25 protein-coding genes (1 of these 25 only partly in view) are annotated in these 25690 nt (G+C 73.0%); 15 read left to right on the plus strand and 10 right to left on the minus strand.

Features of this window, described 5'->3' with window-relative positions; translation table 11 throughout:
• Together D9V37_RS04680 and D9V37_RS04685 are read left to right on the plus strand one after the other, a co-directional pair.
• A protein-coding gene (locus D9V37_RS04680) for a YihY/virulence factor BrkB family protein (RefSeq protein ID WP_456299564.1) crosses the window boundary here: on the plus strand, positions 1-587 show its 3' portion. It extends 238 nt beyond the left edge of the window; the window shows 587 of its 825 coding nt (coding positions 239-825); its start codon lies beyond the left edge, outside the window; it ends in the stop codon at positions 585-587.
• 1 nt (position 588) lies between these two features.
• On the plus strand, positions 589-891 hold the full coding sequence (locus D9V37_RS04685) for a DUF4235 domain-containing protein (protein ID WP_121805007.1): 303 nt from the start codon (positions 589-591) through the stop codon (positions 889-891).
• Between the two features lie 12 nt (positions 892-903).
• On the opposite strand, the gene D9V37_RS04690 is transcribed toward D9V37_RS04685, so the two are convergent.
• The 5 genes from D9V37_RS04690 to D9V37_RS04710 are packed head-to-tail and all read right to left on the minus strand — an operon-like array spanning position 904 to position 5531.
• The gene (locus D9V37_RS04690) at positions 904-2253 is read right to left on the minus strand and encodes an FAD-dependent oxidoreductase (RefSeq protein ID WP_121805008.1); all 1350 of its coding nucleotides are present in this window, start codon (positions 2251-2253) and stop codon (positions 904-906) included.
• Complete coding sequence (locus D9V37_RS04695) at positions 2250-2687, minus strand: type II 3-dehydroquinate dehydratase (protein ID WP_147455868.1); 438 nt, start codon at positions 2685-2687, stop codon at positions 2250-2252. Before D9V37_RS04695 ends, D9V37_RS04690 begins: the two co-directional genes overlap by 4 nt.
• Positions 2687-3490, minus strand: a complete 804-nt coding sequence (locus D9V37_RS04700) for a citryl-CoA lyase (RefSeq protein ID WP_232524745.1) — start codon at positions 3488-3490, stop codon at positions 2687-2689. Before D9V37_RS04700 ends, D9V37_RS04695 begins: the two co-directional genes overlap by 1 nt.
• Positions 3487-4665: a CaiB/BaiF CoA transferase family protein gene (locus tag D9V37_RS04705; protein WP_121805010.1), complete on the minus strand. Its 1179-nt coding sequence runs from the start codon at positions 4663-4665 to the stop codon at positions 3487-3489. The genes D9V37_RS04700 and D9V37_RS04705 overlap by 4 nt, the downstream gene beginning before the upstream one ends.
• A gap of 32 nt (positions 4666-4697) precedes the next feature.
• Positions 4698-5531 (minus strand): IclR family transcriptional regulator, encoded by an 834-nt coding sequence (locus D9V37_RS04710; protein WP_121805011.1) that lies wholly within the window; start codon positions 5529-5531, stop codon positions 4698-4700.
• Positions 5532-5707: 176 nt separating this feature from the next.
• Between D9V37_RS04710 and D9V37_RS04715 the strand changes: the two genes are divergently transcribed.
• From D9V37_RS04715 to D9V37_RS20020, 7 genes are read left to right on the plus strand one after another with little or no spacing between them, the layout of a single operon-like run.
• Complete coding sequence (locus tag D9V37_RS04715; RefSeq protein WP_158604376.1) at positions 5708-7252, plus strand: aldehyde dehydrogenase family protein; 1545 nt, start codon at positions 5708-5710, stop codon at positions 7250-7252.
• Positions 7249-9054 carry a thiamine pyrophosphate-binding protein gene (locus D9V37_RS04720; protein WP_121805013.1) on the plus strand — a complete coding sequence of 602 codons (1806 nt, stop codon included), beginning with the start codon at positions 7249-7251 and terminating at the stop codon, positions 9052-9054. The genes D9V37_RS04715 and D9V37_RS04720 overlap by 4 nt, the downstream gene beginning before the upstream one ends.
• A 49-nt stretch (positions 9055-9103) precedes the next feature.
• Positions 9104-10249, plus strand: a complete 1146-nt coding sequence (locus D9V37_RS04725; protein WP_158604377.1) for an ABC transporter substrate-binding protein — start codon at positions 9104-9106, stop codon at positions 10247-10249.
• Between the two features lie 25 nt (positions 10250-10274).
• Entirely contained in the window at positions 10275-11144 is an 870-nt protein-coding gene (locus D9V37_RS04730; protein ID WP_121805015.1) for a branched-chain amino acid ABC transporter permease, read from the plus strand.
• Entirely contained in the window at positions 11141-13003 is a 1863-nt protein-coding gene (locus tag D9V37_RS04735) for a branched-chain amino acid ABC transporter ATP-binding protein/permease (protein ID WP_121805016.1), read from the plus strand. The genes D9V37_RS04730 and D9V37_RS04735 overlap by 4 nt, the downstream gene beginning before the upstream one ends.
• Positions 13000-13740, plus strand: a complete 741-nt coding sequence (locus tag D9V37_RS04740) for an ABC transporter ATP-binding protein (protein WP_198412378.1) — start codon at positions 13000-13002, stop codon at positions 13738-13740. The genes D9V37_RS04735 and D9V37_RS04740 overlap by 4 nt, the downstream gene beginning before the upstream one ends.
• Positions 13737-14621: a DMT family transporter gene (locus D9V37_RS20020; protein WP_158604378.1), complete on the plus strand. Its 885-nt coding sequence runs from the start codon at positions 13737-13739 to the stop codon at positions 14619-14621. Before D9V37_RS04740 ends, D9V37_RS20020 begins: the two co-directional genes overlap by 4 nt.
• A gap of 6 nt (positions 14622-14627) precedes the next feature.
• On the opposite strand, the gene D9V37_RS04755 is transcribed toward D9V37_RS20020, so the two are convergent.
• Complete coding sequence (locus tag D9V37_RS04755) at positions 14628-15596, minus strand: ThuA domain-containing protein (protein ID WP_198412379.1); 969 nt, start codon at positions 15594-15596, stop codon at positions 14628-14630.
• 213 nt (positions 15597-15809) lie between these two features.
• On the opposite strand from D9V37_RS04755, the gene D9V37_RS04760 reads away from it, so the two are divergent.
• Positions 15810-17993, plus strand: coding sequence for an outer membrane protein assembly factor BamB family protein (locus D9V37_RS04760; protein WP_121805018.1), 2184 nt, complete (start codon positions 15810-15812; stop codon positions 17991-17993).
• A gap of 55 nt (positions 17994-18048) precedes the next feature.
• On the opposite strand, the gene D9V37_RS04765 is transcribed toward D9V37_RS04760, so the two are convergent.
• Positions 18049-18996, minus strand: a complete 948-nt coding sequence (locus D9V37_RS04765; protein WP_121805019.1) for an NADP-dependent oxidoreductase — start codon at positions 18994-18996, stop codon at positions 18049-18051.
• 113 nt (positions 18997-19109) lie between these two features.
• Here D9V37_RS04765 and D9V37_RS04770 point away from each other — a divergent pair, with 113 nt between their 5' ends.
• From D9V37_RS04770 to D9V37_RS04790, 5 genes are read left to right on the plus strand one after another with little or no spacing between them, the layout of a single operon-like run.
• Positions 19110-19652 (plus strand): MarR family winged helix-turn-helix transcriptional regulator, encoded by a 543-nt coding sequence (locus D9V37_RS04770; RefSeq protein ID WP_121805020.1) that lies wholly within the window; start codon positions 19110-19112, stop codon positions 19650-19652.
• Between the two features lie 10 nt (positions 19653-19662).
• The gene (locus D9V37_RS04775) at positions 19663-20499 is read left to right on the plus strand and encodes a nitrite reductase (RefSeq protein WP_121805021.1); all 837 of its coding nucleotides are present in this window, start codon (positions 19663-19665) and stop codon (positions 20497-20499) included.
• Positions 20496-21152, plus strand: coding sequence for a precorrin-8X methylmutase (locus tag D9V37_RS04780; protein WP_121805022.1), 657 nt, complete (start codon positions 20496-20498; stop codon positions 21150-21152). The genes D9V37_RS04775 and D9V37_RS04780 overlap by 4 nt, the downstream gene beginning before the upstream one ends.
• The gene (gene cobJ, locus D9V37_RS04785) at positions 21149-22624 is read left to right on the plus strand and encodes a precorrin-3B C(17)-methyltransferase (protein WP_121805023.1); all 1476 of its coding nucleotides are present in this window, start codon (positions 21149-21151) and stop codon (positions 22622-22624) included. Before D9V37_RS04780 ends, cobJ begins: the two co-directional genes overlap by 4 nt.
• Complete coding sequence (locus D9V37_RS04790; protein WP_121805024.1) at positions 22621-23448, plus strand: SCO6745 family protein; 828 nt, start codon at positions 22621-22623, stop codon at positions 23446-23448. Before cobJ ends, D9V37_RS04790 begins: the two co-directional genes overlap by 4 nt.
• Here the strand turns inward: D9V37_RS04790 and D9V37_RS04795 are convergent.
• From D9V37_RS04795 to cbiE, 3 genes are read right to left on the minus strand one after another with little or no spacing between them, the layout of a single operon-like run.
• On the minus strand, positions 23415-23711 hold the full coding sequence (locus D9V37_RS04795) for a DUF1905 domain-containing protein (RefSeq protein WP_121805025.1): 297 nt from the start codon (positions 23709-23711) through the stop codon (positions 23415-23417). The genes D9V37_RS04790 and D9V37_RS04795 overlap by 34 nt on opposite strands.
• Positions 23708-24490, minus strand: coding sequence for a cobalt-precorrin-4/precorrin-4 C(11)-methyltransferase (locus D9V37_RS04800; RefSeq protein WP_121805026.1), 783 nt, complete (start codon positions 24488-24490; stop codon positions 23708-23710). Before D9V37_RS04800 ends, D9V37_RS04795 begins: the two co-directional genes overlap by 4 nt.
• Complete coding sequence (gene cbiE, locus D9V37_RS04805; RefSeq protein WP_121805027.1) at positions 24487-25683, minus strand: precorrin-6y C5,15-methyltransferase (decarboxylating) subunit CbiE; 1197 nt, start codon at positions 25681-25683, stop codon at positions 24487-24489. Before cbiE ends, D9V37_RS04800 begins: the two co-directional genes overlap by 4 nt.
• Positions 25684-25690: the final 7 nt, after the last annotated feature.

Raw genomic sequence — 25690 nt, forward strand, 5'->3', positions numbered from 1 at the left:
TGTTCCTCACGCTGGTCACCGTCGTCCTCGCGGCACTGGTGGCCGGTGCCCTCGTCGTCACCGGTCCTGCCGCCCAGGCGATCGGGGACCAGTTGGGCATCGGCCGCACCGCCGTCGTCGCCTGGAACATCGCCAAGTGGCCGGTGATGCTCCTCGTCGTCGTGGTGATCGTGGCGCTCCTCTACTACGTGACGCCGAACGTGAAGCAACCCAGGTTCCGGTGGGTCTCGGCCGGAGCGCTGGTCGCGATCGTCGTCTGGATCGTCGTGTCGGCGGCCTTCGGGGTGTACGTCTCGCAGTTCTCCAGCTACAACAAGACCTATGGCTCCCTGGCCGGTGTCATCGCGTTCCTGCTGTGGCTGTGGTTGACGAACCTCGCCCTGCTGTTCGGTGCCGAGCTGGACTCCGAACTCGAACGCGGGCGCGAGCTGCAGGCCGGCATCGCGGCCGAGGAGACGGTCCAGCTACCCCCGCGCGACACCCGCAACACCGAGAAGGCGGCGGCCCAGCACGAGGAGGACGTCGCCCGAGGGCGGCGGCTGCGCGTGAGTCGAGGTGCCGACGACGACCCCGAGGAGGATGATTGACATGCCTGGTCCAGAACGATCGAACAGCTCGACGTCGGCCAAGGTGCTCTACCAGCCCGTGGGACTGGTCAGCAGCGTCGTGGCCGGTGTCGTGGCCGGTCAGGTGTTCAAGCAGATCTGGAAGCACGCCGCTCCCGGCGACCAGGAGGACGCCCCGAAGGCGCTGGAGTCGGAGTACTCGCTGCGTGAGGTGGTCCTCGCCGCAGCCGTGCAAGGAGCGATCTTCGCCGTGGTGAAGGCCCTGGTTAGCAGGGGCGGCGCGCGGGCGTTCGAGCGGTGGACCGGGGAGTGGCCCGGCGACTGAGCTGGGCTCGTCCTAGCGTTCCAGCACCTCGGCGGCCAGGCGGCCGCCGATCAGGGCCTTGCCCAGCGCCGTCCCGGTGACGTAGGAGGTGCCGTGCAGACCGCCGCTCACCTCGCCGACGGCGTGCAGGCCCGGGACGGGTACGCCGTCGAGGTCGAGCACGCGGGTGTGCTCATCGACCCGGACGCCGCCGAAGGTTGAGGTCATCAGCGTCCGCGCGGGGTAGGCGAAGAACGGCGGCCGGGTCAGCGGCACGAGGTCGCCGACGCCGTTGCACAGGTGCGTACGCCCGAGGGGGTCTGCGGCCTCACCGACGGCGGCGCGGTTGTAGGAGGCCACCGTGTGCTCGAGGCGCTCCGCTGCGATGCCCATGCGCCCGGCCAGCTGCGGCAGCGAGTCGGCGACCAGCAGCCGACCCTTGTCCTCGAGGTGCCCGATGTCGGAGAGCGGCACGCCCGGCTCGGACCGGTCGCGCACCTGCTGGTCGAAGACCTCGAACGCCATCGCCCCCGGTTGGCGCAGCACCGCCTGGCCCAGCTCCTTGTAGGTGAGCGACTCGTCGACGAAGCGCTCCCCGGCGCGGTTGAGGATCACCGCGCCCAGGTAGAAGGCCGTCAGCAGCTCGTGCTCCTCCTCGCCAGTGTCGGGGTGCGACCCGAAGGTCCCCGAGACGTACCCGGTGTCGGCCAGGCCCGCACCCAGCCGCATCGCCATGCGCAACCCGTCGCCGGTGTTGCCGCGACCGCCGTAGGGCAGCGCGGCCAGCTGGGCCGGTGCGAAGAGCTCGATCAACTCCGGTGAGCGGGTGAAGCCGCCGCTGGCGAGTACCACGCCGAGGCCGGCCCGGATGCCGTCGACGCCGGTGACACCGGGCACGCCGGGCACCCCCGACTCGCCGACGTCGAGCCGGGCGGCCGGGCTCGCGGTCCGCAGCTCGGCGCCCGGGGCCTGCTCCAGTCGCCGGCGCAGCTCGCCGAGGAGGTCGAGGACGTCGGTGTGGTGGCTGCGTGGCACCGACTGGCCGGCGCTGAGCTTGACCACGTCGTAGTCGGCGCCGAGCTCGCGCGACCACGCGTACGCCGCGCCCTGGTGGGCGACGTAGGCCCGCACCAGCTCCGGCCGCGGTCGTCCGCCGCCGGCCAGCACCATGTCGCGCACGAAGCGCTCGTCGTCGTCCTCGATGCCCAGCCGTTGCTGCTCCGGCGTGCCCGAGAAGGCGAACCAGCCACCGCTCATCGCGCTGCTGCCGCCGGGGCGGTCGGTCTTCTCCAGCACCAGCACCGAGAGGCCGAGCTCGGTGGCCCGGACGGCCGTGGCCAGCCCGGCGAGCCCCGCCCCCACGACGACGACGTCGCGCGTCACGGGGTCGGCTGTCGCAGCAGCAGCGCCTCGGCGGCCAGCCGGTAGCCGTGCGGGCCGGCGCCGGTGAGGTAGACCGTGGCGTAGGGCGCGAACACGTCGGTGCGCTCGCGGCCGTCGATGGCCGGGAAGGCCGAGATGTGGACGACCGCCAGCGGCAGGCCGGAGTCCTTGCAGGCGTCGAGCAGCGGGTAGCCGGTGGAGGTGAACCCGGCGGGGTTGAGCACCAGCGCGTCGAGGTCGTCGCCGTGCTCGTGAAGCCAGTCCACGAGCACCCCCTCGTGGTTGGACTGCACGTGACCGGCGACGAAGCCGAGCCGGCGCCCGGCGGCGTCGATGTCCTCGGTGATCTGCGCCAGCGTCGTGGTGCCGTACTTCGCCGGGTCACGCCGGCCCAGCCGGTTCAGGTTCGAGCCCTGCAGGACGCCGAGCCGCATCACGGCCGGTCGCCGTAGCTGGGCAGGATCGAGGGCGGCATCGGACCCTTGTTGCGTCGCCCGGAGCCACTCTCCTCCCAGGCGTGGGCCAAGATCCCGATGCTGCGGCTGAGCACGAAGAAGCCGCGGGCCAGCGGAGGCGGGAAGCCCAGCTCGGCGTAGATCACCGCGGTCGCACCGTCGATGTTCATCGGCACCGGGCGTGGGCGACCCTCGGCCAGCGCGTCCTCGACGGCCAGGGCGGCGGCCAGGTGCTCGCCGGCGACGTCCCCGGCGTCGCACGCCCGGGCCACCAGCGCGAGCAGCGGGTCGCGGCGGGGGTCGCGAGGGTGGAAGCGGTGGCCGAAGCCGGGCAGGTAGGGCGAGCGCTCGCGCCAGGCCGCCACCACCTCGCGGGCCGCCGGCGCCCCGCCGGCGGCGACCACCTCGGCGAGGAGCTCGACGCACTGCTCGCCGGCGCCGCCGTGGGAGTCGCCGAGGGTGTTGACCGCGCTGGCCATCGCGTTGTTGATCCCGATCCCGCAGGTGGCGGCCATCCGGGCCACCGCGATGGACGGCGCCTGCGGGCCGTGGTCCATCGAGCCCACCAGGGCGGCCTCCAGCAGCCGCGCCTGCCCGGGGGTCGGCCGGTCGCCACGCACCAGCAGCCACGCGGCGCTGACCAGGTCGGTGTGGCCGATGAGGTCTTGCACCGGCACACCTCGGTGCTCGACGACGCCCGGCGCGATGCGGGTGACGCTGGTGCGCCACCAGTCGGCGACGTCGCCCACGCTCGGCTCGCCGTACCGCTCGGTCAGGCTCACGCCGCGCCGTCCTGCTGTCGGGTCAGGCCCGGGATCTGGTCGTTGTGCTCGCCCAGCGTCGGCGGCGGCCCCTGCGGGTGCAGCGGCCGGCCGTCGACCAGGACGCCGTTGCCGCTGGTGCGCACGACGCGGTCGGCGTCGCCGGGGAAGGGCACGTCGTGGAAGAAGCGCCGGTGGGCCAGCTGCTCCTGCTCGACGGCCTGGGCGACGGTGAGGATCCGTGCGGCCGGCACCCCGACCGCCGACAGCTCCTTCTCCCACACCGCCGCGTCGCGCGTCGACAGGGCGGCGTTGATCTCGACGTTGAGCTCGGCGCGGTGCCGCTTGCGGTCCTCACGCGTGGCGAACCGAGGGTCGTGCAGCAGGTCGGCCCGGTCGAGGAGCTCGCACAGGCTGACGAACTGGGCCTGGCGGTTGGCGGCGATGTTGAGCGGCCCGTCGGCGGCGTCGAAGGTGCCCGACGGTGCAGCCGTGGCGTTCTGGTCGCCCATCGGCAGCGTCTCGACCCCGCTGATGAGGTAGTTCGACACCGCCCAGCCCATCGCCGAGACCGACGCCTCCAGCATCGAGAGGTCCAGGTGCGCGCCGCGGCCCGACCGAGCGCGCCCGGCCAGGGCGCTGGCCACCGCGAAGGCGGCCATCAGCCCACCCACGCTGTCGCACACCGGGAAGCCGATGCGCAGCGGCGCGGTCTCGGCGGTACCGGTGATGGCCATCATCCCCGAGAGCCCCTGGATCACCTGGTCGTAGGCCGGGGACTGACTGGCCGGCCCGTTCTGCCCGAAGCCGGAGATGGCGCAATAGACCAGCCGGGGGTTGAGCTGGCGCAGCGTCTCCCAGTCGTAGCCGAGCCGGTCCATGACCCCGGCCCGGAAGTTCTCCAGCAGCACGTCGCTGCTGCGCACCATCGCCTCGAAGCTGACCCGGTCGGCGGCGTCCTTGAGGTCCAGCTCGATGGACTTCTTGCCCGCGTTCTGGGCGAGGAAGGAGGCGCCCAGCCCGGCCTCGTTGAGCGCGGCGTCGGGACCGAGGTGCCGCGCCAGGTCGCCGGTGCCCGGCTTCTCGATCTTGACGACCTCGGCCCCCATCAGCGAGAGCTGATAGCTGCAGTAGGGGCCGGCGAGGACGTTGGTGAGGTCGAGCACCCTGACCCCGGCTAGCGGGCGCTGGTCCACGGTGGTCGTGCTCCTTCGGTGGAGTGGATGGGTCAGTGAGCCAGGGGGTGGGCGAGCCCCCGCTCGGTCATGCGGGAGGAGACCGAGCGCAGGTCGGCCTCGAACTCCACGACTCGCTCCTCGGTGAAGCGCGCGGTGGGCCCCGAGATGGTCAGCGCGGCGAGCACCGTGCCGCGCCGGTCGCGCACCGGCACCGCGACGGCGGAGACACCGACCTCGCGCTCGCCGTGGCTCACCGCGAAACCGTCCTCGCCGGCCCGCTGCACGTCCTCGCGCAGCGCCTCGAGCGCGACGCTGCCCTCGGGGGAGTCCGCTGCGACCCGCTCCAGGACGCTGCCCGTCGCGCCGTCGAGCAGAATCTTCGACGACGCACCCGACCACAGCGGCAGCTCGTCGCCCACCTGCACCACGTGACGCAGGGTCTGGGTGCCCTGGTGCTGGGCCACGCACACGCGGTGGATGTCGCGGCGCACGTAGAGGTTGACCGTCTCGCGGGTCTGCAGCGAGAGACCGCGCATCAGCTCGCGGGTCTCAGCCGGCAGCTCCCAGGCGCGGCGCGCCAGGTGCGCCCACCGCCACAATCCGGGACCGGCGGTGACGCCCTGCGGGGTGGTCCAGGTCAACCCGTTGCGCTCCAGGGTCTGCAGCAGCCGAACGACCGTGGTCTTGGCCAGACCGGTCTCGCGCACGATCTCGGGCACGGTGATCGTGGTGCGCTCCTCGTCGAGCAGCTGCAAGATCTCGATCGCGCGCTGGACGCTGCGCACGCCGCCGGACTCGCCGGCGTCCGCACCCGCCGTCGCGGGGAGAGCCGGCTCGGCGGGGTCCGATGCGGGGGTTGGGGTCGCGCTCGTCTCGACACTCATGTCGTCTCGTCCTCCCTCGACGGTGCTGGTTCCCCATCATCGGCCCGACCGTGCCGCCGAGCGGGTTTTCCGCCTCGCCGACGCCCGACCCCTTGCACGTGACCGCTGTCACCCCCTACGTTACACAGGGTCCACACAACGGTCCAGATGGTCCGACTAGCGGTTCGAGGAGTGCGATGAGCGACGACGGTCGAGGCTCGGAGCTGGCCGGCCTGCTCGAGCAGGCCGAGGCCGAGGAGGTAGTCGTCGCGAAGGCGTTCATCGCTGGTCGCTGGACGACCACGACCCAGCGCCACGACCGGGTGGGGCCGTGGCTGCGCCGGGTCGTCTCGACCGCCTGGCAGGCCGACGCCGACGTCGTCGAGGCCGCCCGTGAGGCGGCTCGCGACGGCGCCCGGGTAGTCGCCCGGCTCTCGCCCGCGTCACGGGCCGAGGTGCTCGCCCGCGCGGCCGACCTGGCCGTCGTGCACCGCGACCGGCTGGCCCGCCTCATCGCCCTGGAGCTGGGCAAGCCGGTGCGCGATGGCGGCAAGGAGGTCGACCGGGTGGCCGACACCTTCACCGTCTGCGCCGATGAGACCCGGCGCATCGGGGGCGAGGTGCTGCCGGTGGCCGGCTACGCCAGCGGCGTCGGCAACACGGCCATGACGATGCGCGCGCCGCTCGGCGTCGCGCTCGCCATCACCCCGTTCAACGCCCCGGCCAACCTGCTGGCCCACAAGCTGGGCGCCTCCTTCGCCGCCGGCAACACCACCCTGGTCAAGTCGCCGCCCCAGGCGCCGGCGGTCACCGCCGCGGTGGTGGCCCTGCTGCTCGAGGCCGGGATGCCGCCGGCCGCGGTGCAGCTGATGCACGGCGGCGGAGAGCTGGGCGCACGGCTGTGCGGGCTGCCCGAAGTGGCCGTCATCAGCTTCACCGGCAGCGCCGAGACCGGGGCAGCGGTGGCCCGGGCCGCCGGCGCGAAGCGGCTGGTGCTCGAGCTGGGCGGCAACGCCGCCACCATCGTCTGCGACGACGCGGACCTCTCCCGCGCCGCGCGCATCTGCGCGGCGACCGGCTACTCCAACTCCGGGCAGAGCTGCATCTCGGTGCAGCGGGTGTACGCCCACGCCAGCGTCGCCGACGTGTTCGTCGCCCTGCTCACCAAGGAGGTCGAGGCGCTCGTCGTCGGCGACCCCCAGCAGCCGCAGACCGAGGTCGGGTCCATGGTCGACGAGGCCGCGGCCAGCCGCGTGGAGGGCTGGATCGCGGCGGCCGTCGCGCAGGGCGCGGTGCTGGCAACGGGTGGCGTCCGAGACGGCGCCACCCTCACGCCCGGTCTGGTCGTCGACCCGCCCGACGACGCCGACATCGTGCGCCACGAGGCCTTCGGCGCCGTGGTGGTGGTGATGCGCTTCGAGGACTTCGACGAGGTCGTCGAACGCTGCAACGCGAGCCGCTACGGCCTGCAGGCGGGTCTGTTCACCCAGCGGCTCGACACCGTGCTGCGCGCCTGGCGCGACCTGGAGGTCGGTGCGGTCGTGGTCAACGGCTCCTCGAACTTCCGCCTCGACCACGTGCCGTTCGGCGGGGTGAAGGACTCCGGCTTCGGCCGGGAGTCGCCGCGCCACATGATCGAGGACTACACGTCGGTCAAGACGCTCCTCGTCAAGGACCTGTCCGTCTGGGGCACCGAATCCGCCCCTCCCGCGCCCGCCCCCACGAAGGAGACCCGCGCATGACCGCCGTGCTGCCCACCCAGTCCGACCACGCCACTGCCGGCACCGCTCCCGGCGCCACCACCGGCACCACGGCCGCCGAGGTACTGGTGCGCCAGCTGGAGAGCTACGGCGTCGAGTACGTCTTCGGCACCTGCGGGCACACCAACATCGCCCTGCTCGATGCCATCGGCCGCAGCTCCATCGAGTTCGTCATCGCCCGGCACGAGCAGGCCGCAGCCCACGCCGCCGACGGCTACGCCCGGATGACCGGCAAGCCCGGCGTGGTGCTGGTGCACGTCGGACCGGGCCTGATGAACGCCACCACCGGCGTGGCCACCGCCGCCTTCGACTCGGTGCCGCTGGTCTGCATCGCCGGCGACATCCCCTCCTACTACTACGGCCGCCACCCCCACCAGGAGGTCAACCTGCACGGCGAGGCCGAGCAGGGGGCCATGTTCCGCCCGTTCTGCAAGCACGTGTGGAACGTGCACCGCGTGGCCGACCTGCCCCGCTTCGTCGAGCGGGCGTTCTGGACCGCCACCTCCGGGCGGCCCGGCGCGGTACTGGTCAACGTGCCGATGGACCACTTCTCCCGGCCGCTACCGGCCGAGGAGGCGACGCGCTACCCGCTCGTCGCCAGCACCACCACGCCCGACCTCGACCCCGCCGACGCCGAGCGCATCGCCGAGCTGCTGATCGGGGCCGAGCGGCCGTTGCTCTACGTGGGCGGTGGGCTGCGCACGGCCGCCGGCCGCGCGGCGGTGATCGGGCTCGCCGAGCACCTCGACGTGCCGGTGGTGCACTCGCTGATGGCCAAGGGCACCCTGCCCGACCGGCACCCGCTGCTGATGGGCATGCCCGGCTTCTGGGGGCTGGAGCTGACCAACGACTACGCCCGCGAGGCCGACGTCGTGGTGGCCGTCGGCACCCGCTTCGCCGAGACCGACGCCAGCTCCTGGGACGAGCGCTACACGTGGCGGATGCCGCCCACGCGGCTGGTGCAGATCGACCTCGACCCGGCCGAGATCGGGCGCAACTACCCCGTCGAGATCGGCGTGGTGGCCGATGCCACCAAGGCGATGACCGCCGTGCTCGCGGCCGTGCAGCGGGCCGAGCCGCAGGCGCGCACCGTGCCGGGGCGCCGCGAGCAGATCGTCGCTGCTCGCGAGGAGGTCTTCTCCGCCAGCGAGCAGCGCGGCGCCAGCGAGGACTTCCCGCTGCGTCCCGAGCGGATCCTGCGCGACCTGCGCGAGGCGCTGCCCGACGACGCGGTGCTGGTCACCGACGTCGGCTGGAACAAGAACGGCGTCGCCCAGTGCTACCCGCTGCCCGAGGAGGGCCGCTTCATCACCCCCGGTGGGCTCTCGACCATGGGCTTCGGTCCCGCCGCGGCGCTCGGGGTGCAGCTGGCGCAGCCCGACCGGGTCGTGGTGGCGCTGGTCGGCGACGGCGGCATGAGCGCCCAGCTGCCGGCCGTGCCGATGGCGGTCGAGCGAGGGCTGCCCGTGGTGTTCGTCGTGATGAACAACCGGGCGCACGGCACCATCGCCGATCTGCAGGCCGGCAGCTTCGGACAGTCCTACGGCTGCGAGTTCGTCGGCCCCGACGGCCGGCCGTACTCGCCCGACTTCGCCGCGTACGCCCGTGCGTGCGGCGCCGACGGCTACCTGCCCACCAGCGCCGCCGAGTTCGCCGAGCAGCTGGGCCGAGCCGTCGCCGCCCGCCGGCCCGCGGTGGTCGATGTCGCGATGGTCAACGAGCCGGTGCCCACGCCGGGCCACTGGAACATCAAGGACATCTACGCCGGCACGTTCTCGGACTGAGTCGCTCCCCACCCACCAGCAAGCCCACCCAGGAAGCAGCAGGTCACTCATGGTCACATCCCGTCACTGGTTCGTCGCCCTCGCGACCGGCTCGCTGCTCGCGGCCGCCACAGCCTGCGCGGCGCCCGGCTCCGACAGCGGCTCGTCCTCCTCCTCCGGCCCGATCAAGATCGCCGTGGTCGATGCCCAGAGCGGCCAGCTCAGCTCGCTGGGGGCGTGGGAGCTCAAGGGCGCCAAGCTCGCCGTGCAGCAGGTCAACGCGAAGGGAGGCATCGACGGCCGCAAGGTCAAGCTGTCGGTCTTCGACGACCAGGGCGACCCGACCACCGGCACCTCGATCGCCCGCAAGATCGTCAGCGGCGGCTACACCGCGATGATCGGCACCGCCGAGAGCGCGGTGACGCAAGCGATGAACCCGATTCTGAAGTCGGCCAAGATCCCCTCGATCACCTCGGGCCAGGCCACCGCGATCACCGAGCTGGGCAGTCCGTACCAGTTCCTCAACGGGCCCACGAGCGCCACCTACGACAACACGCTCGAGGAGTACCTGACCAAGACCAAGAGCTTCAAGACCTTCGCCATGATCACCAACAACGGCGGCTACGGGGTGGGCGAGCACGACGCGTTCACCGCGGCGCTGAAGGCCTCGGGCATCGAGCCCGTCGTCAACGACGTGGTGACGCCCGACCAGAAGGACTTCAGCGCGGTGCTGACCAAGATCCGCAGCAAGAAGCCCGATGTGCTGTTCATCGGCACCGAGGAGGTCGAGGCCGGCCTGATCGCCAAGCAGGCCCGTCAGCTCGGGCTCACCGCGGTGTTCGCCGGCTCGGCGCCGCTCTCGACGCCGGTGTACGTGCAGACCGCGGGAGCCGACGTCGCTGACGGCACGCTGGTGAGCACCCCCTATCTGAGCAACGACGCCACCGAGGCCTCGAAGGCCTTCGCCGCCGCCTATCAGAAGGCGTTCGGCGAGACCGCCGAGCTGCACGGGGCCAAGTCCTACGACGGCACCTCGATCTTCCTCGCGGCGCTGAAGCAGACGAAGGGCAAGGGCGGTCTGGCGATGGCCGACGCCGTGCGGGCGGAGAAGTACGACGGCCTGCTCGGCAGCTTCGACTTCGACGACAAGGGCGTCGGCATCCACCAGACCGTGATCGGCGTCATCTCGGGCGGCAAGCTCGGCCCGGCCAGCTGACGACGCGACGAGGGAGGACCCTGGCATGCAAGTCACGCTGCAGACGCTCGTCGGCGGACTGACCCTGGGCGCGATCTACGCCCTGGTCGCGCTGGGGTTCTCCCTGGTCTACCGCACGATGGGACTGGTCAACTTCGCGCACGGCCAGGTGGCGATGATCGGCGCCTTCACGATGTCGACCTTCTACATGACCGCGAAGCTGCCGTTCGTGCTGGCCATCGGCATCGCGGTGGTCGTGACCGCCGTGCTCGGCCTGGTGATCGAGCGGGTGCTGCGACCGCTGGAGGGCAAGGACTTCGACCTCATGCTCATCGGCACCATCGGCTTCGGGGTGATGCTCGAGGCGCTCGCGGTCGTCGTGTGGGGCGCCACCGGCCGGGCGGTGCCCTCGCCGCTGCACACCGCACCGCTGAGCGTGGCCGGGCTGAAGATCCAGACCTACAGCCTCCTGGTGCTCGTGGTGGCCCTGGTGACCACGGCGATGCTGGTCGGCTTCCTGCACAGGACTCGCGTCGGCGCGGCCATGCAGGCGGTGGCGATGGACCCCGAGGCGGCCACCTCGGTCGGCATCCACGTGGGCCGCAGCAACGCCATCGCCTTCGCGATCGGGGCCGGCCTGGCGGCCCTGGCCGGCGGGCTGGCCGGCCCGATGCTCTACGTCAACGCCACGCTGGGCTCCACCATCGGCATCAAGGGCTTCGCCGCGGCGATCCTGGGCGGCTTCGGCAACATCACCGGCGCCATCGTCGGCGGGCTGGGGATCGGTGTGCTCGACGCCTTCGCCGCCGGTCGCTTCGGCGGCTACTCCGACCTGGTGGTGTTCCTGCTCTTCGCCGTGCTCATCATGGTCCGGCCCACGGGCATCTTCGGCGAGCGGACGGTGAACCGCGCATGAGCCGTCGCCCGCTCACCCGCTCGATCGCCCGGCCGGCGCTGTGGGTCGTGGTCGGTGTCGTCCTGCTGGCGCTGCCCTACACCGTGGGCCCCTATCCCATCCACGTCGTCGACGTCACACTGGTCTTCGCCGTGCTGGCCATCGGGTTGGGCATGGCGCTCGGCCTGGCCGGTCAGATCAACCTGGCCCAGATCGCGTTCTTCGGCATCGGGGCCTACGTCCTGGCCATCGTCACCACCGACGCCGGCTGGGGCTTCTGGGCCGCCGCGGTCGTCTCGCTGCTGGCCAGCGTGGTGGCCGGGCTGGCGGTGGGGGTGCCGGCGCTGCGGGTGCAGTCGCACTACCTCGGCATCGTCACGCTCGGGCTGGCGCTGGCCTTCACCAGCTGGGTGACCAACTCCTCGGTCACCCAAGGCGCCAACGGCATCTCCAACATCCCGGTGCCGCCGCTGCTCGGTGTCGACCTGTCATCGGAGTACCTCTACTACTACCTGGAGCTGGTGGTCTTCGTCGCCGGCCTGGCGTTCGCTCTCTTCGTGGTGCGCACCCGGCTGGGTCGCCGGATGCGTGCCATGCGCGACGACGCCATCGCGGCCGGCGCGCTCGGGGCCGACGTCCGCGTGCTGCGGCTGCTGGCCTTTACGGTCTCCAGCGTCTACGGCGGCGTAGCGGGCATCCTCTACGCCGGCTTGATCCGCTACGTCTCGCCGGACTCCTTCACCATCTCCACGATGTTCCTGCTGTTGGCCATGGTGGTCATCGGCGGCCGGCAGAGCATCGTCGGCTGCGTCCTGGGTGCGGTGGTGCTCTCCTTGGCCCGCGAGTGGCTCACCGACTTCGCCACCTACGCCCAGCTGGGCTACGGCCTGGTCGTGGTGCTGGCGGTGGTGTTCGCCCCCACCGGACTGGCCGGCCTGCCCGCCCGCCTCGGGCTGGGTCGTCGCCGCGACGGCGCGGAGCGGGGGGCGCTGCACGACTTCGTGCCCGGGCCCGCGACGGCGGCCGCGGTCTCCGACGCCGGTCCGGCCGACCTGCAGGTCGAGGGCATCGGCAAGACCTTCCGCGGGCTGCGAGCACTGCACGAGGTGCGGCTGAGCGTGCCGGCCGGCGCCATCAAGGGCGTCGTCGGCCCCAACGGATCGGGCAAGACGACGCTGCTCAACGTGGTCAGCGGGCTCTACACGCCCTCCACGGGTGAGTACGCGGTGGGCGGCGTACGCGCCACGGCCCTGGGCCCCACCGCACTCTCCCGGCACGGCGTGGCACGCACGTTCCAGAACCTGCGGCTCTTCGCCGACCTGACGGTGCGTGACAACGTGCTGTTCGCGCTCGACCGCAGCCGTAGCGCCGCGAGCGCGGAGTACCTGGTCTGGCCCGTGGGCGTCGTGCGCGACGAGCGGCGGCTGCGGGCCGAGGCCGAGGAGCTGCTCGCCGAGTTCGGCATCGCCGACTTCGCCGACCTCGCACCGCGCTCGCTGCCGTACGGCATCCAGCGGCGGGTCGAGCTTGCGCGGGCGGTGGCCACCGGACCGCGCATCCTGCTGCTCGATGAGCCCGCGGCCGGCCTCAACGGCCAGGAGGTGGCCCAATTGGCCCAGATCGTGCGCACCATCCGCGACCGCGGCGTCACCGTCGTGCTGGTCGAGCACAACATGGGCTTGGTGATGTCGCTGTGCGACGAGGTGGCCGTGCTGGCCAACGGGTCTGTGATCGCCGACGGCACGCCGGAGCAGGTGGTGGCCGACCCCGCCGTCGTCGAGGCCTACCTCGGCGACTCCTCCCAGCTGCGCGACCTGGTGCCCGACCAGCGGACCATCCGCGAGGCGGCGGGCGACGACGCCGAGGAGGTCAGGGCGTGAGCACCGACACCGATCGGGCGGTGGCCGCCGGCACGCTGCAGGTGCAGAACCTCGGCGTGCGCTACGGCGGTGTCACCGCCGTCGAGGGCTCCAGCTTCGAGGTGGCGCCGGGGGAGTGCGTGGGCATCATCGGCGCCAACGGCGCGGGCAAGACCTCCACGCTCAAGGCGCTGATGGGCCTGGCCCCCCGCACGGCCGACGCGCTGCGGCTCGGCGAGGTCGACCTCGCCCGGGTCAAGGCGCGGCACGTGGTACGCCACGGCATCGGCTACGTGCCCGAGGGGCGCCACGTCTTCGGCGGTCTCTCGGTGCGCACGAACCTCGAGCTGGGTGCCCACAGCCGTCGGTGGGACGACCAGGCCAAGGCCACGCTCGAGGAGGTCTACACGCTGTTCCCCGTGCTCCGCGACATGCGCGAGCGGCTGGCCGGGGCCCTCTCGGGCGGGCAGCAGCAGATGCTCGCCATCGGGCGCGCGCTCATGTCGCGACCACGGCTGCTGCTCCTCGACGAGCCCTCGATGGGGCTCTCCCCGAAGCTGGTGGGCGAGGTGCTCGACGTGCTGCAGGTGCTGCGCGGGCGTGGGCTGGCGATGCTGCTGGTGGAGCAGAACGCCTGGCTCACCTTCGAGGCCACCGAGCGCTGCCTGGTCATGCAGAACGGCGAGGTCGTGATGACCGGCCGGTCGGCCGACCTGCGTCACGACCCGGCCGTGCGGCGTCTCTACCTGGGGCTGTGAGGGCGCGGTCGCTGCTGGCCCTGCTCGGGTGCGGCGCCTTGTTCGGGCTGTCCTACGTCTTCGTGCGGGTGGCCGCGCCGTCGGTGGGACCGGTCGGCGTCACCGCCGTCCGCACCGTGGTCGGCGGCGGACTGCTGTGGGCGGTCGCCACCGCCCGGGGCCTGCACCTGCACCGGATCGGCTGGGCGTACGTCGGGCTGGGGGCGGTCTCGGCCGCGGTGCCGTGGTCGCTGATCGCGCTGGCCACAGCCCGCTTGGACGCCGGCACGTCGGCGGTCGTCAACGCCTCCTCGCCGGTGTTCGCGCTGCTCGTGGGATCGGTGCTGGACCGGCGCCGTCCCACGGCCACGGGCCTGCTGGGCATGACGATGGCGCTGGGCGGCATCGCGGTGGTGATGTCCTCGCGCGGAGTCGGCCTGGGACCGGGCTGGCAGGTCGGACTGGTCGCCGGCGTGATCGGCGCGCTGGTCTTCGCCGTCGGCGGCTTCGTGGCCGCCTGCCGGTTCGCCGGGATGCCGGTGCTCGTCGTCGCCGCGGGCCAGCAGCTCGGTGCCGCTGCACTGCTGGTGCCCGCGGCGCTGCTGCTCGTGGGATCCGGGCTGGCGCCTCGCCCGCACCCGACGGCCCACGCCGTGGTGGCCCTGCTGCTCCTCGGGGTGCTCGGCAGCGGCGTGGCCTACCTGCTGTTCTACTGGCTCATCGAGCACGAGGGGCCGGTGCGGACCGCCGTCGTCAACCTCGTGGTGCCGGTCTCCGGGGTGGTGTGGAGCGCGGTGCTGCTCGGCGAGCCCGTGGGGTGGTCCGACGCCGGCGGCGTGGTGCTCACCGCCGCCGGCGTCGCGCTGGTGCTGCGCCCAGCGCCGCTGCCCGAGGTGCCCTGATCGGCCTCAGCGGCAGAACGGCTCGACCCCGGAGACCTCCTTGATCCCGTTGACGACCAGCTGCTGGAAGTACTGCACGCCGGTGTCGGTGGAGGCGGGGTCGAAGTCGGTCTGGCCGTGACCCAGCGTCGTCATGAAGGCGCGGCCGCCGTCGTAGTACTGGCACCAGGCCACCGGGTGGTGGTCGCCGTGGCCGGGGTGGTGGTAGTTGCCCGTGACGCCTTGGGCCAGGGTCTTCTCGTCGACCTCGGCCAGCACGCGCACCTTGCTCGGGAACGGCACGAGGTTGTACCACTCGTCGGTGAAGTTCCAGCGCCGCGGGAGCGTGCCGGTGGCGGCGTCGCGGCGGTCGACGGTCTCGACCGTGCCCGCCTGGTAGGAGCCGTGGTCGTAGAAGTTGGCACCGCCCAGCAGACCCTCGTACCAGGGCCAGTTGTACTCGGTGCCGAAGGCGTTGTGGATGGCCACGAAGCCGCCGCCGCCGCGCATGTACTGGCGCAGCGAGGTCTGGGCGGCGTCGTCGAGGGCGTCGCGGCTGGTGGAGAGGAAGACCACGGCGTTGTACTTGAACAGCTGCGCAGGCGTGGCCAGCTGGGCCGGGTCCTCGGTCCAGTCGACGGTGAAGTCGTACTTCTTGCCCAGCGCGATCATGCCCTGCTGGGCGGCGTTGGCGTCGGTCAGCGGCGGGTCGAGACCCGGGCCGAGCGCGGACCCGAGGTTGGCGTGGCGCGGCCCGGCGGTGTGGGTGTAGACGAGCACCTTGATGCCGGCTGAGCTGTTGAAGTTCCCCCAGTCGTGGTAGCACGCCGGGTTGGTGCCCCGGCACACGCCGTAGTCGGGATCGCCGAGCTCGGTCGCGCCGCGCGCGGGTGGTCGGGGGTGGGCCGTGGCGGCGGTGGTTACCGCCACCGAGAGGGCGGCGGTGGCGACGAGCGATCCGGCGCCGAGCGCGATCTTGCGCAGTCTGGTGGGCACGAGCAGCTCCGTTTCCGAGCCGGTGCGAGGGGCGACGGACCGAGGCGACGCACCGTTCCGCCAGGCGGTCCGTTCGAGCCGAAACCCGAGGATTCGCCGGACCTTAGTCCCCGATCTTCGGCCGGCACAAGGGGTTGTGGTGAGCAGCGTCACAGGGCTAGCGTCCTGCTCAGCGGTTCATTCAGACCGCCTAGTGGTTTCTCGGAGGCTCTCATGCACCGTCGTACGTTCCTGGCCGGCTCCACGGCCACCGGCGCCGCCCTGGTGGCGGGCGTCGTGACTCCCGACCCGGCGCTGGCCGCCGCGGCGCCCGAGGCGTTGACCGGGAAGCCCGCGCCGGCCCGGGCTCCTCGCCAGCCGCGCAGCTTCGGCCGGGTGGGTCGCGACTTCCCGAAGGTCGGCGGCGACTATGGCAACCAGAACCACACGCCACTGGCGCGGATCGACCGGCGCAACGTGCACCGGCTCGGCGGGGCCTGGCACGTCAACCTCGAGGGCGGCTCGACCGCCTCGCCCCAGCAGAGCACGGTGGTGGCCGAGCACGGGGTGCTCTACGTGCAGACCACCCAGCAGCACGTCGTCGCCGTCGACGGCCGCACCGGCGAGGAGAAGTGGCGCGCCAGCGTCGGCACCGAGACCACCAACATGCGCGGCGTCGCGCTCGACGAGCACCACGTGTTCACCATCTCGGGGGAGAACAACGTCTACGCCCTGGACAAGCAGACCGGGGCGGTGGTGTGGAAGACGCTGCTGCTCACCGAGGACGCCGGCACCGGCGACACCGGCGGGTGCGACCCCACCAACGGCCAGTGCGGCGGCTCGGTCGGCTCGCTGGCCGGCGCCGTCGTCTACTGGGACGGGCTGATCTACGTCGGCATGCAGGGCAGCACCGCGGGCGCGCGTGGTCGCGCGTACGCCCTGCACGCCGACACCGGCGAGCTCGCCTGGACGTTCTGGTCCGCGCCGGGACCCGGTGAGTACGGCCACGACACCTGGGAGGGCGACAGCTGGAAGACCGGGGGAGCGGTGCCGTGGATTCACCCGGCCCTGGATCCCGACACCGGCACCGTGCTGTGGACCTTCGGCAACCCCTACCCGCGCACCAACGGCTCCACCCGTGGCGGCGACAACCTGTTCGCCAACTGCCTGGTGGCCCTGGACGCCAAGACCGGCCGGCGCAAGTGGCACTTCCAGTCGGTGCACCACGACATCTGGGACTACGACAACGTCATGGCGCCGGTGCTGGCCGACGTGCGTGTGAAGGGCCGGCTGCGCAAGGTGGTCGTCTACGGCAGCAAGGTGGGCAAGTACTTCGTCCTCGACCGCACCAACGGCAAGCCCATCCAGGGCGTCACCGAGCGTGCCGTGCCGCAGGACCCGCGGCAGAAGACCGCCCCCACCCAGCCCGAGCCGGCCGGTGAGTCGTTCCTGCCGCAGAAGCCGCGCTTCGACAACGCCACCCGGCCGGTGCCGTTCTACCCGGTGGGCGGCGTCTTCGACACCTTCTGGGACCGCGCCACGATCATCTTCCCCGGTGCCGGCGGCGGCGCCGACTGGGGCCACGTGTCGTTCAACCCCGAGACCGGGTGGATCTACGTGGGCTACGGCCTGATCAACTCCGCCTACTCCAACACCGTGGGCGGCCGGGTCAACACCGCGCGGCCGCTGGGCGAGTACTTCGGCGGCGGGATCGCCGCGGTCGACCCGCGCGACAACACCGTGGTGTGGAGCATCGAGAAGGAGTGGTCGCTCGCGCACGGCAACGGCATCCTCACCACCGGCGGCGGTGTGATGTTCCAAGGCGGCCCCGACGGCCTCTTGCACGCCATGGACGACCGCACCGCCGACGTGCTGTGGAGCTTCCAGTGCGGTGCCGGCGTCCACACCAGCCCCATCGCCTACGAGGTCGACGGCGAGCAGTACCTGGCGGTCTTCGCCGGCGGCAACTCGCTGCCCTACCCCGACATTCCGCGCGGGGACCACCTGTGGGCCTTCAAGCTCGGCGGCCGGGTGAGCGAGGCCGCCACCCCGACGCCGCCCTCGAAGCGCAACCAGGTCCGCACCGCGCCGGTGACCGCGGCCGCGGCCGGCAACACCGTGACGCTGGGTCGGGTGTGGGACACCGCCACCGGCAAGCCGGGGACGACGGAGAACCTGGTGGCCCAGAACGCGATGTCGCCCCAGCACCTGACCGTGCCGAAGGGCACCACCATCACCTTCGTCAACCCGGCCGACAACGCCACGGCTCACGGCGCCGTCGCGTTCTTCGAGTACGAGTTCGACACCGGCACCCTGATGCCGGGGCAGAGCTTCCAGCACACCTTCGACCGCGCCGGGGAGTTCTTCTACAACGACCCGATCTACCCGCAGAGCACCGCCAAGATCATCGTCACCTAGCCCCGCGGCGGCAGCGCTCGTCCGGTGCTCGGCCGGCGCTGCCACCAGGTGAGCCTCATCCCTGCGGCGTCGGGACGACGACCACCTTGCCGTGCACGCCTCCGGCGGCGGCTCGGGTGTGGAGGTCGGCGAGCTCCTCGATGGACACGTAATCGGCGACGTCGACGCTGAGCTCGCCGCGGTCGACGAGCGCGACCAGGTCGCGCAGCTGGGCGGAGTCGCTGCGCACGAACAGGTCGATGCCGCGCACGCCCCGTGCCTCGTCGCCCGGAGCGGGCATCCAGACCGTGGTACTGACCACGACCCCGCCGTCGACGACGCGGGCGGCGAGGGCGGCGAACTCCTCCGGTGTGATGGGAGCCAGGTTGAGCAGCACGTCGACCGGCTCGCCGAGCTGGGCGGCGACGTCGCCCTCGGTGCGGTCGACGACTTCGTCGGCGCCGTGGGCCCCGACCTGTGCTCGCGTGCGCGGCGTGGCGGTGGCGACGACGCGGGCGCCGAGGTGCTTGGCCAGCTGCACGGCGTAGCCGCCGACCGCGCCGTCGGCGCCGTTGACCAGGATGCGTTGGCCCGCTCGCAGTCCGGCGTGCTCGTCGAGGGCCTGCCAGGCGGTGAGCCCGACCAGCGGGAGGGCGGCCGCCTCGGTCAGCGGGATGCTCGTCGGGGCCGCCACGAGGGTGTCGGCCGCCGCCAGCGTGTACTCGGCCGCGGCGCCGTCGGCACCGAACGGGAGGAAGCCGATCACCTCATCGCCGACGGCGAGCCCGCTCACGCCGGCGCCGACCTCGTCGACGGTGCCGGCCACGTCCAGACCGGGCACGTGGGGCAGGTCCATCGGCATCGGACCCTGCATCAGGCCGGCCCTGATGTTGGCGTCGACGCCGTTGAACGACGTGGCGGCGACCCGGACCCGCACCTGGCCCGCAGCGGGGACCGGCAGGTCCACCTCCTCCAGGCGCAGGACCTCCGGACCGCCGTACTCGTGGAATCGCACTGCTCGCATGACCGTCTCCTCTAATGGACAAGTGCTTCGGATTCGAAACGCGTGGCGACCGTAGCAATAGTTCGAACTCGAAGCAAGTGTTTCGACTACGAATCATTTGTTAGCATGCGGAGGTGACAGCGACCGAGCCGACCGGGCGCCCGCTCGACCGGACCCAGCTGCGGGCCTACTTCGCCCTGACCGACGTCGCCGCGCTGCTGCGGCACGGCGTCGAGCACCAGCTGCGCGAGGCCGGTGACCTCACGTTCGTGCAGTTCCAGCTGCTGGCCATCCTGGGTCTGGACTCCCCGACCGGCAGCCTGCGGATGACCGAGCTCGCCGACCGGGTGGTCTTCAGCCGCAGCGGCCTGACCTACCAGGCCGGCCTGATGGAGAAGGCGGGGCTGCTCGAGCGCGGTCCCTCGCCGGACGACGACCGTGGCGTGCTGGTCACCATCACCGATGCCGGGCGGGAGCGGCTGGCGCGGGTGCTCCCCGGGCACGTCGACGTCCTGCGCGAGCTGCTCTTCGCCCAGCTCAACGGTGCCGACGTGGCCGCCCTGGCCACGTTGCTGGAGCCGGTGCTCCAGCACATGCGCGCCGGCCCGCCGCGCTCGGCCGCCACCCGGCGTCGCCGCCGTGGCGGTGCGGACGAGGGCCCGGAGCGCGACGGCTAGCCTTCCGTGCGTGTCGAGATCCACGGTCCGCGAACGCCGGGACCTGTGCCCGGGCGTGCTGCGACCCTGGCCCGCCGAGGACGGGGCGCTCGTGCGCGTCCGGCTGCTGGGCGGGCGGATCAGCGGCGCGCAGCTGCGAGGGCTCAGCGAGCTGGCCGGTGAGCACGGCGACGGCGACCTGCACCTGACCAGCCGCGCGAACCTGCAGGTCCGCGGGCTGCCGGCGTCCGGTGGTGCGCTCGACGCGCGCGTGGTGGACCGGATCGAGGAGCTGGGGCTGCTGCCCAGCCGCAGCCACGACCTGGTGCGCAACGTGATGGTCTCCCCGCTCACGGGTCTGGTCGCCGGTATGACGGCCGGCCGGGTCGACGCGTGGCCCGTCGCGGTGGAGCTGGAGCGGCTGCTGCTCGCCGACCCGCGACTGGCCGGGCTGCCGGGCAAGTTCCTCTTCGCCCTCGACGACGGGCGCGGCGACCTGCTCGACCAGCGTGCCGACCTCACGGCGGTGGCGCTCGACGACTCCTCGGTGCAGGTGCGCGTGGGCGGGGTGTGGGGCGAGTCGACGTCGCTGGCCAACGCCGCCCGGCTGCTGGTGGTGCTGGCCCAGGAGTTCCTGCGCGCCCGCGGCGACGGTGCCGACGCCGCGTGGCACGTGGCCGAGCTGGGTGCGCCGCTGATGCCGGCGTACGAGGCCGACCCGCGGGTGCCGGTGGCCACCGGTCCGCTGCCCTACGACGAACGCCACGTGGCCGTGCCGGACGGCGTCCTCACCCCCGAACAGGCGGCCGAGCTGGGCGCCCACGATCTGCTGGTGGTCACGCCTTGGCGCGGGGTGGTGATCCGGTGAGACCGCCGACGTCGCGGTACGCCTACGTCAAGGACGGACCGGCGATCTACCTGGACTCCTTCGCGACCATCCGGCGCGAGAGCGACCTGTCCCGGGTGCCGGCCGACGCCGAGAAGCTCGCCGTGCGGATGATCCACGGCACCGGTCAGACCGACCTGGTCGACGACCTGGTGGTGCACCCGGCGCTGGTGTCGTCGGCGCGCACGGCGCTCGCGGCCGGGGCACCGATCCTGTGCGACGCGCGCATGGTGGCCGTCGGGGTCACCGCGGGGCGGCTGCCGAGCGGCAACGAGGTGTGCTGCTTCCTCAACGAGGACAGGGTTCCCGGCCTCGCGCGTGAGTGGCGGACGACGCGCACCGCGGCCGCCGTCTCGCTGTGGGAGCCGCACCTGGACGGCGCCGTCGTCGCGATCGGCAACGCTCCGACCGCGCTGTTCCACCTGCTGGAGATGCTGGCCGACGGCGCCCCGCGACCGGCGGCGGTCATCGGCTGCCCGGTGGGCTTCATCGGGGCCGCGGAGTCGAAGCAGGCGCTGGTCGACTTCGCCGGCGAGACCGGGATCGACGTCCCCTACGTCACCGTGCGGGGGCGCCGCGGCGGTTCGGCGATGACCTCCTCGGCGGTCAACGCCCTGGCGCAGGAGGCGGAGTGAGCGGCGGCCGCTTCACCGTCGTCGGGCTGGGCCCGGGAGACCCGGACCTGCTGACCCTGAAGGCGGTACGGGTGATCGGCGAGGCCGACGTCGTCGCCTACCACGCGGGCGTCAGCCGCAGCTCGCACGCGCGCCGCATCGCCGACGCCTACCTGCCGGAGGCGGTGGTGGAGGAGGAGCTGCGCTACCCGGTCACCACCGGCACCACCGACCACCCGGGCGGCTACGCCGGCGCGATGGCCGACTTCTACGACGAGACCGAGCAGCGGCTGCGCACGCACCTCGACGCCGGCCGGCACGTGGTGCTGGTCTCCGAGGGCGACCCGCTGTTCTACGGCTCCTCGATGTACATGCACGACCGGCTGCGCGAGGCGTACCCGACCGACGTCGTGCCCGGCATCCCGGCGTTCGCGGCGGCCGAGGCCGCCTCCGGCGTGGCGATGGTGCGCCAGTCCGACGTCTTGACGGTGCTGCCCGGGACGCTGCCCGAGCCCGAGCTGGCGCGGCGGCTGGCCGACACCGACGGCGCGCTGATCATGAAGCTGGGCAGGACGTTCCCCGCCGTGGTGCGGGCGCTCGAGGCGGCCGGCCGGCTCGACGACGCGGTCTACGTCGAGCGCGCCTCGCAGGACGAGGAGCGGGTGCTACCGGTGCGCGACGTGGACCCGGCGTCGGTGCCCTACTTCTCGTTGGTGCTGGTCCGCTCGCGGCACGAGGCCGCCGCGGCGACGCCGGTGCCCGACCGGGCGCCGGCCGAGCTGCTCGTGGTGGGGCTCGGACCGGGGCCGAACCGCTGGCTGACCGGCGAGGTGGCCGAGGCGCTGGCGGGTGTCGATCACGTGGTGGGCTACGGCCCCTACGTGGAGCGCGTGCCGCAGCGACCGGGGCTGCAGCGTCACGCCAGCGGCAACACCGTCGAGGTCGACCGAGCGCGGTTCGCGCTCGACCTGGCCCGTCGCGGCGAGCGCGTGGCCGTGGTCTCGGGTGGCGACGCGGGTGTCTTCGGCATGGCGGCGGCGGTCTTCGAGGTGGCCGATGAGTTCCCCGAGGTGGAGGTGCGGGTGCTGCCCGGCGTCTCCGCGGTGCAGGCGGTGGCGGCGCGCGCAGGGGCGCCCGTCGGCGCCGATTTCGCGGTGCTCTCGCTCTCGGACCGGCTCAAGCCGTGGTCGGTGGTCGAGCGGCGGCTGCGCGCGGTGGCCGAGGCCGACCTCGTGCTCGCGATCTACAACCCGGCCTCGCGATCGCGCACCGAGCAGGTCGGTGAGGCGCAGAAGATCCTGCTCGAGCACCGCTCGGCCGACACCGTGGTGGTGGTGGGCCGCGACGTCGGCCGCGCCGAGGAGTCGCTGCACGTGACGACGCTGGCCGAGCTGGACCCGGCGAGCGTCGACATGAAGTGCCTGCTGATCGTGGGGGCCTCGGCCACGCGCGTGACCGGCGGCCGGGTCTGGACGCCGCGGTCGGTCACGTGAGCAAGGTGCCCGAGGAGTTCTGGCGGGCGGTGGAGGCGATCCACTCGGTCGTCTACTTCGCGCCCGACGACTCCTACGCCGGGCTCGGGCTGCGCGGGTTCTGGCGCGGCTACTTCGCCAGCCGTGCGGCGGCGCTGGGTACGCCCGGTCCGGAGCTGGTGACGGCGACGTTCTACGGCTTCGCGCCCGGCATGGTGGCGCGCGCCGTGCCCGACGTGTGGGCCCTGGCCGACCGCGAGGCGGTGCTCGCCGCGCGCAGCCGGCTGGCCGCGTCGACGCTGGCGACGGCCTGGCCGCAGGAGCCGACGATCGCCGACGAGGTCGTCGCACTGCTCGACGGGCTCGACCTGGGCGGCAAGCCGCTTGCGGCCGCGCACCTGGCGTTGCCGGCGCCGACCTCGCAGACGGAGCGGCTCTGGCACGCCGTCACGGTGCTGCGCGAGCTACATGGCGACGCCCACATCGCTGTGCTGCTTGGCGATCGCGTCGACGGGTGTGCCGCGAACGCCTGGGCCGTGGCCGCCGGGCTGGCGCCCGCCAGGCTGCGCGAGGTGCGCGGCTGGAGCGAGGCGGAGTGGGAGCAGGGTCTCGAGCGGCTGCGCGGCCGCGGCTGGGTCGACCGGGACGACACGCTGACCGAGTCGGGGCGCGTCGCTCGCGCCGACGTCGAGGCGCGAACGCACGCCGTTGCCGAGGCGGCGCTCAGCGAAGAAGCCCGGCAGCAAGCCGTTGCCGTCACCGAGCCGCTGGTCGCGCTGGCGCGAGCCGTCGGGGACGCCGGGCTGGTCCCCTACCCCAACCCGACGGCGGTCGAGCGGCCCTGAGCCTTTCCCTCACGACGGTCGAGCCGCACCGCGACCTGCTCGCCGGCCGCGCTCTTGCCGATGGCGTCGCAGATCGACTTGCGCAGCGGCAGCCAGTGGGGCCCCTCGCCGGACGGCATCGACGTCGCCTCCAAGGCGTGGCCGTCGACGGTGCCGGCGACCTTGACCGGTCGACTCGTGCCCAGCACCTCGTGCGAGTCGGGCAGCGTCACGCACGTCGCGTAGGCGCCGTCGTTCTCGATGGGTGCGGTCAGCTCGATCATCTCGTCTCCTCGGGGGGCCTGCGCTTGGCGCCGCGGTCGCGACGAGCGTCGTAGAGGTAGGACTCCCCGGCACCCGCGGACTCGTCGCCGCTCGCCAGGGCGCGGCCGACCAGGATCACCGCGGCCTGGCGCAGGCCGGCCGCCTCGACGGCGTCGGCGATGTCGGCCAGCGTGCCGGTGATCACGAGCTCGCCGGGCTGGGAGGCGCGGAAGACGACCATCGCCGGGCAGTCGGCGCCGTAGTGGGGGGCGAGCTCCTCGGCCAGAGCACGCGTACGCGTGACGGCCAGGTGCAGCACCAGGGTGGCCCGCGTGGCGGCGAACGCGGCCAGCGACTCGGTCTCGGGCATCTTGGTCGAGCGGGCCTGCACCCGGGTGAGCACCACCGACTGCGCCACCAGCGGCACGGTCAGCTCGCGGCCGACCAGCGCGGCCGCGGCGGCGTACGCGGGGACGCCGGGGGTGACGTCCCAGTCGATGCCGAGGGCGTCGAGGCGCGCGGTCTGCTCGTGGAGCGCCGAGTAGACCGACGGGTCGCCGCTGGTGAGCCGCACGACGTCGTGGGCCGCGGCGTGCGCCTCGGCGATGGTGGCGACGATCTGGTCGAGGTCGAGGCCCTGGGTGTCGACCAGCCGGGCCTGCGGGCAGTGGCCGAGGACGGCGTCGTCGAGATAGGTGCCGGGGTAGAGCACGGTGCCGGCAGCGCCCAGCAGCGCGGCCGCGCGCAACGTGAGTAGGTCGGCCGCGCCGGGGCCGGCACCGACGAAGTGGACGGTCATCGCTCCCAGCTCCGCTCCAGGCTCCACTGCGTCACCGTGCGCGCCGGCGTCCACCCGGTGTAGGACCCGAGCGGCGCCGCGTGCTCCACCGAGAGCCGGGTGAGCTCGCCGCCGTGCTCGGCGTGGAGCTCGGCGAGCAGCCGCTCGGTCTCCAGCGTCACGCCGTGAACCACGATCCGCCGCGCGCCCAGGCACGCGTCCACCACCTCACGGGTCGCGCCACCGCCGACGAAGACCGCGTCGGGGGTGGGTAGTCCATCGAGGGCCTCCGGCGCGGTGCCGGTGACCACGCGCAGCACCGGGACGCCGAGGCGTGCGGCGTTGCGGCCGATGCGATCGGCTCGCTCGGGGTCGGCCTCCACCGCGACCGCGCGGCAGCTCGGGTGCGCGCGCAGCCACTCGATGCCCACGGACCCCGCCCCCGCGCCGACGTCCCACAACAGCTGTCCGGGCATCGGCGCGAGCCGGGCCAGGGCGCTGGCCCGCACGTCGCGCTTGGTCAGCTGGCCGTCGTGCTCGTAGGCGGCGTCGGGGAGGCCTGCGGCGCCGAAACTCCACACTTGCGCAGTTGTGCCAACCTCAACCGCCACAACGTTCAATCTCGGCACCTCTGGCCACTCTGAGAACCGCAAGTGTGGAGTTTTGGCGATCCGGGACTCGCCGGCCGACCCGAGGTCGGCGAGCACCGTGACGACGCTGTCGCCGGCGCTCGCGTCCTGCAGGATCCGGGCCACCTCGGCCGGGGTGGTCTCGTCGGCCGAGAGCACGAGGATCCGGCGGCCGGGGGCGAGCTCGCGGGGCAGGGTGCGGTGGTCGCGCAGCACCACCGTCGAGTCGGTCGACCACCCCAGCCGCGCGCAGGCCAGCGCCACCGACGAGACCGCCGGGTGCACCGTCACCCGGTCGGCGCCGAGCAGCTCGACCAGCGTCGTGCCGACGCCGTGCAGCATCGGGTCGCCGCTGGCCAGGGCCACCACGCGGCGGCCGGCGTGCTCGGCCAGCAGCGCCGGCAGTCCCTCGCGCAGCGGGGAGGGCCACGGCACCCGGACCTGCCCGCCCTCCTGCAGCAGACCGAGCTGCCGGCTGCTGCCGATCAGCACGTCCGCGCGGACGATCGCCTCGCGCGCCACCTCCGGCACGCTCGACCAGCCTTCGGCGCCGATGCCGACGACGGTCACGAGGGGCTCGGGCACGCGGCGA

The sequence above is a fragment of the Nocardioides mangrovicus genome, from assembly GCF_003674065.1.
GTDB classification, from domain to species: domain Bacteria; phylum Actinomycetota; class Actinomycetes; order Propionibacteriales; family Nocardioidaceae; genus Marmoricola; species Marmoricola mangrovicus.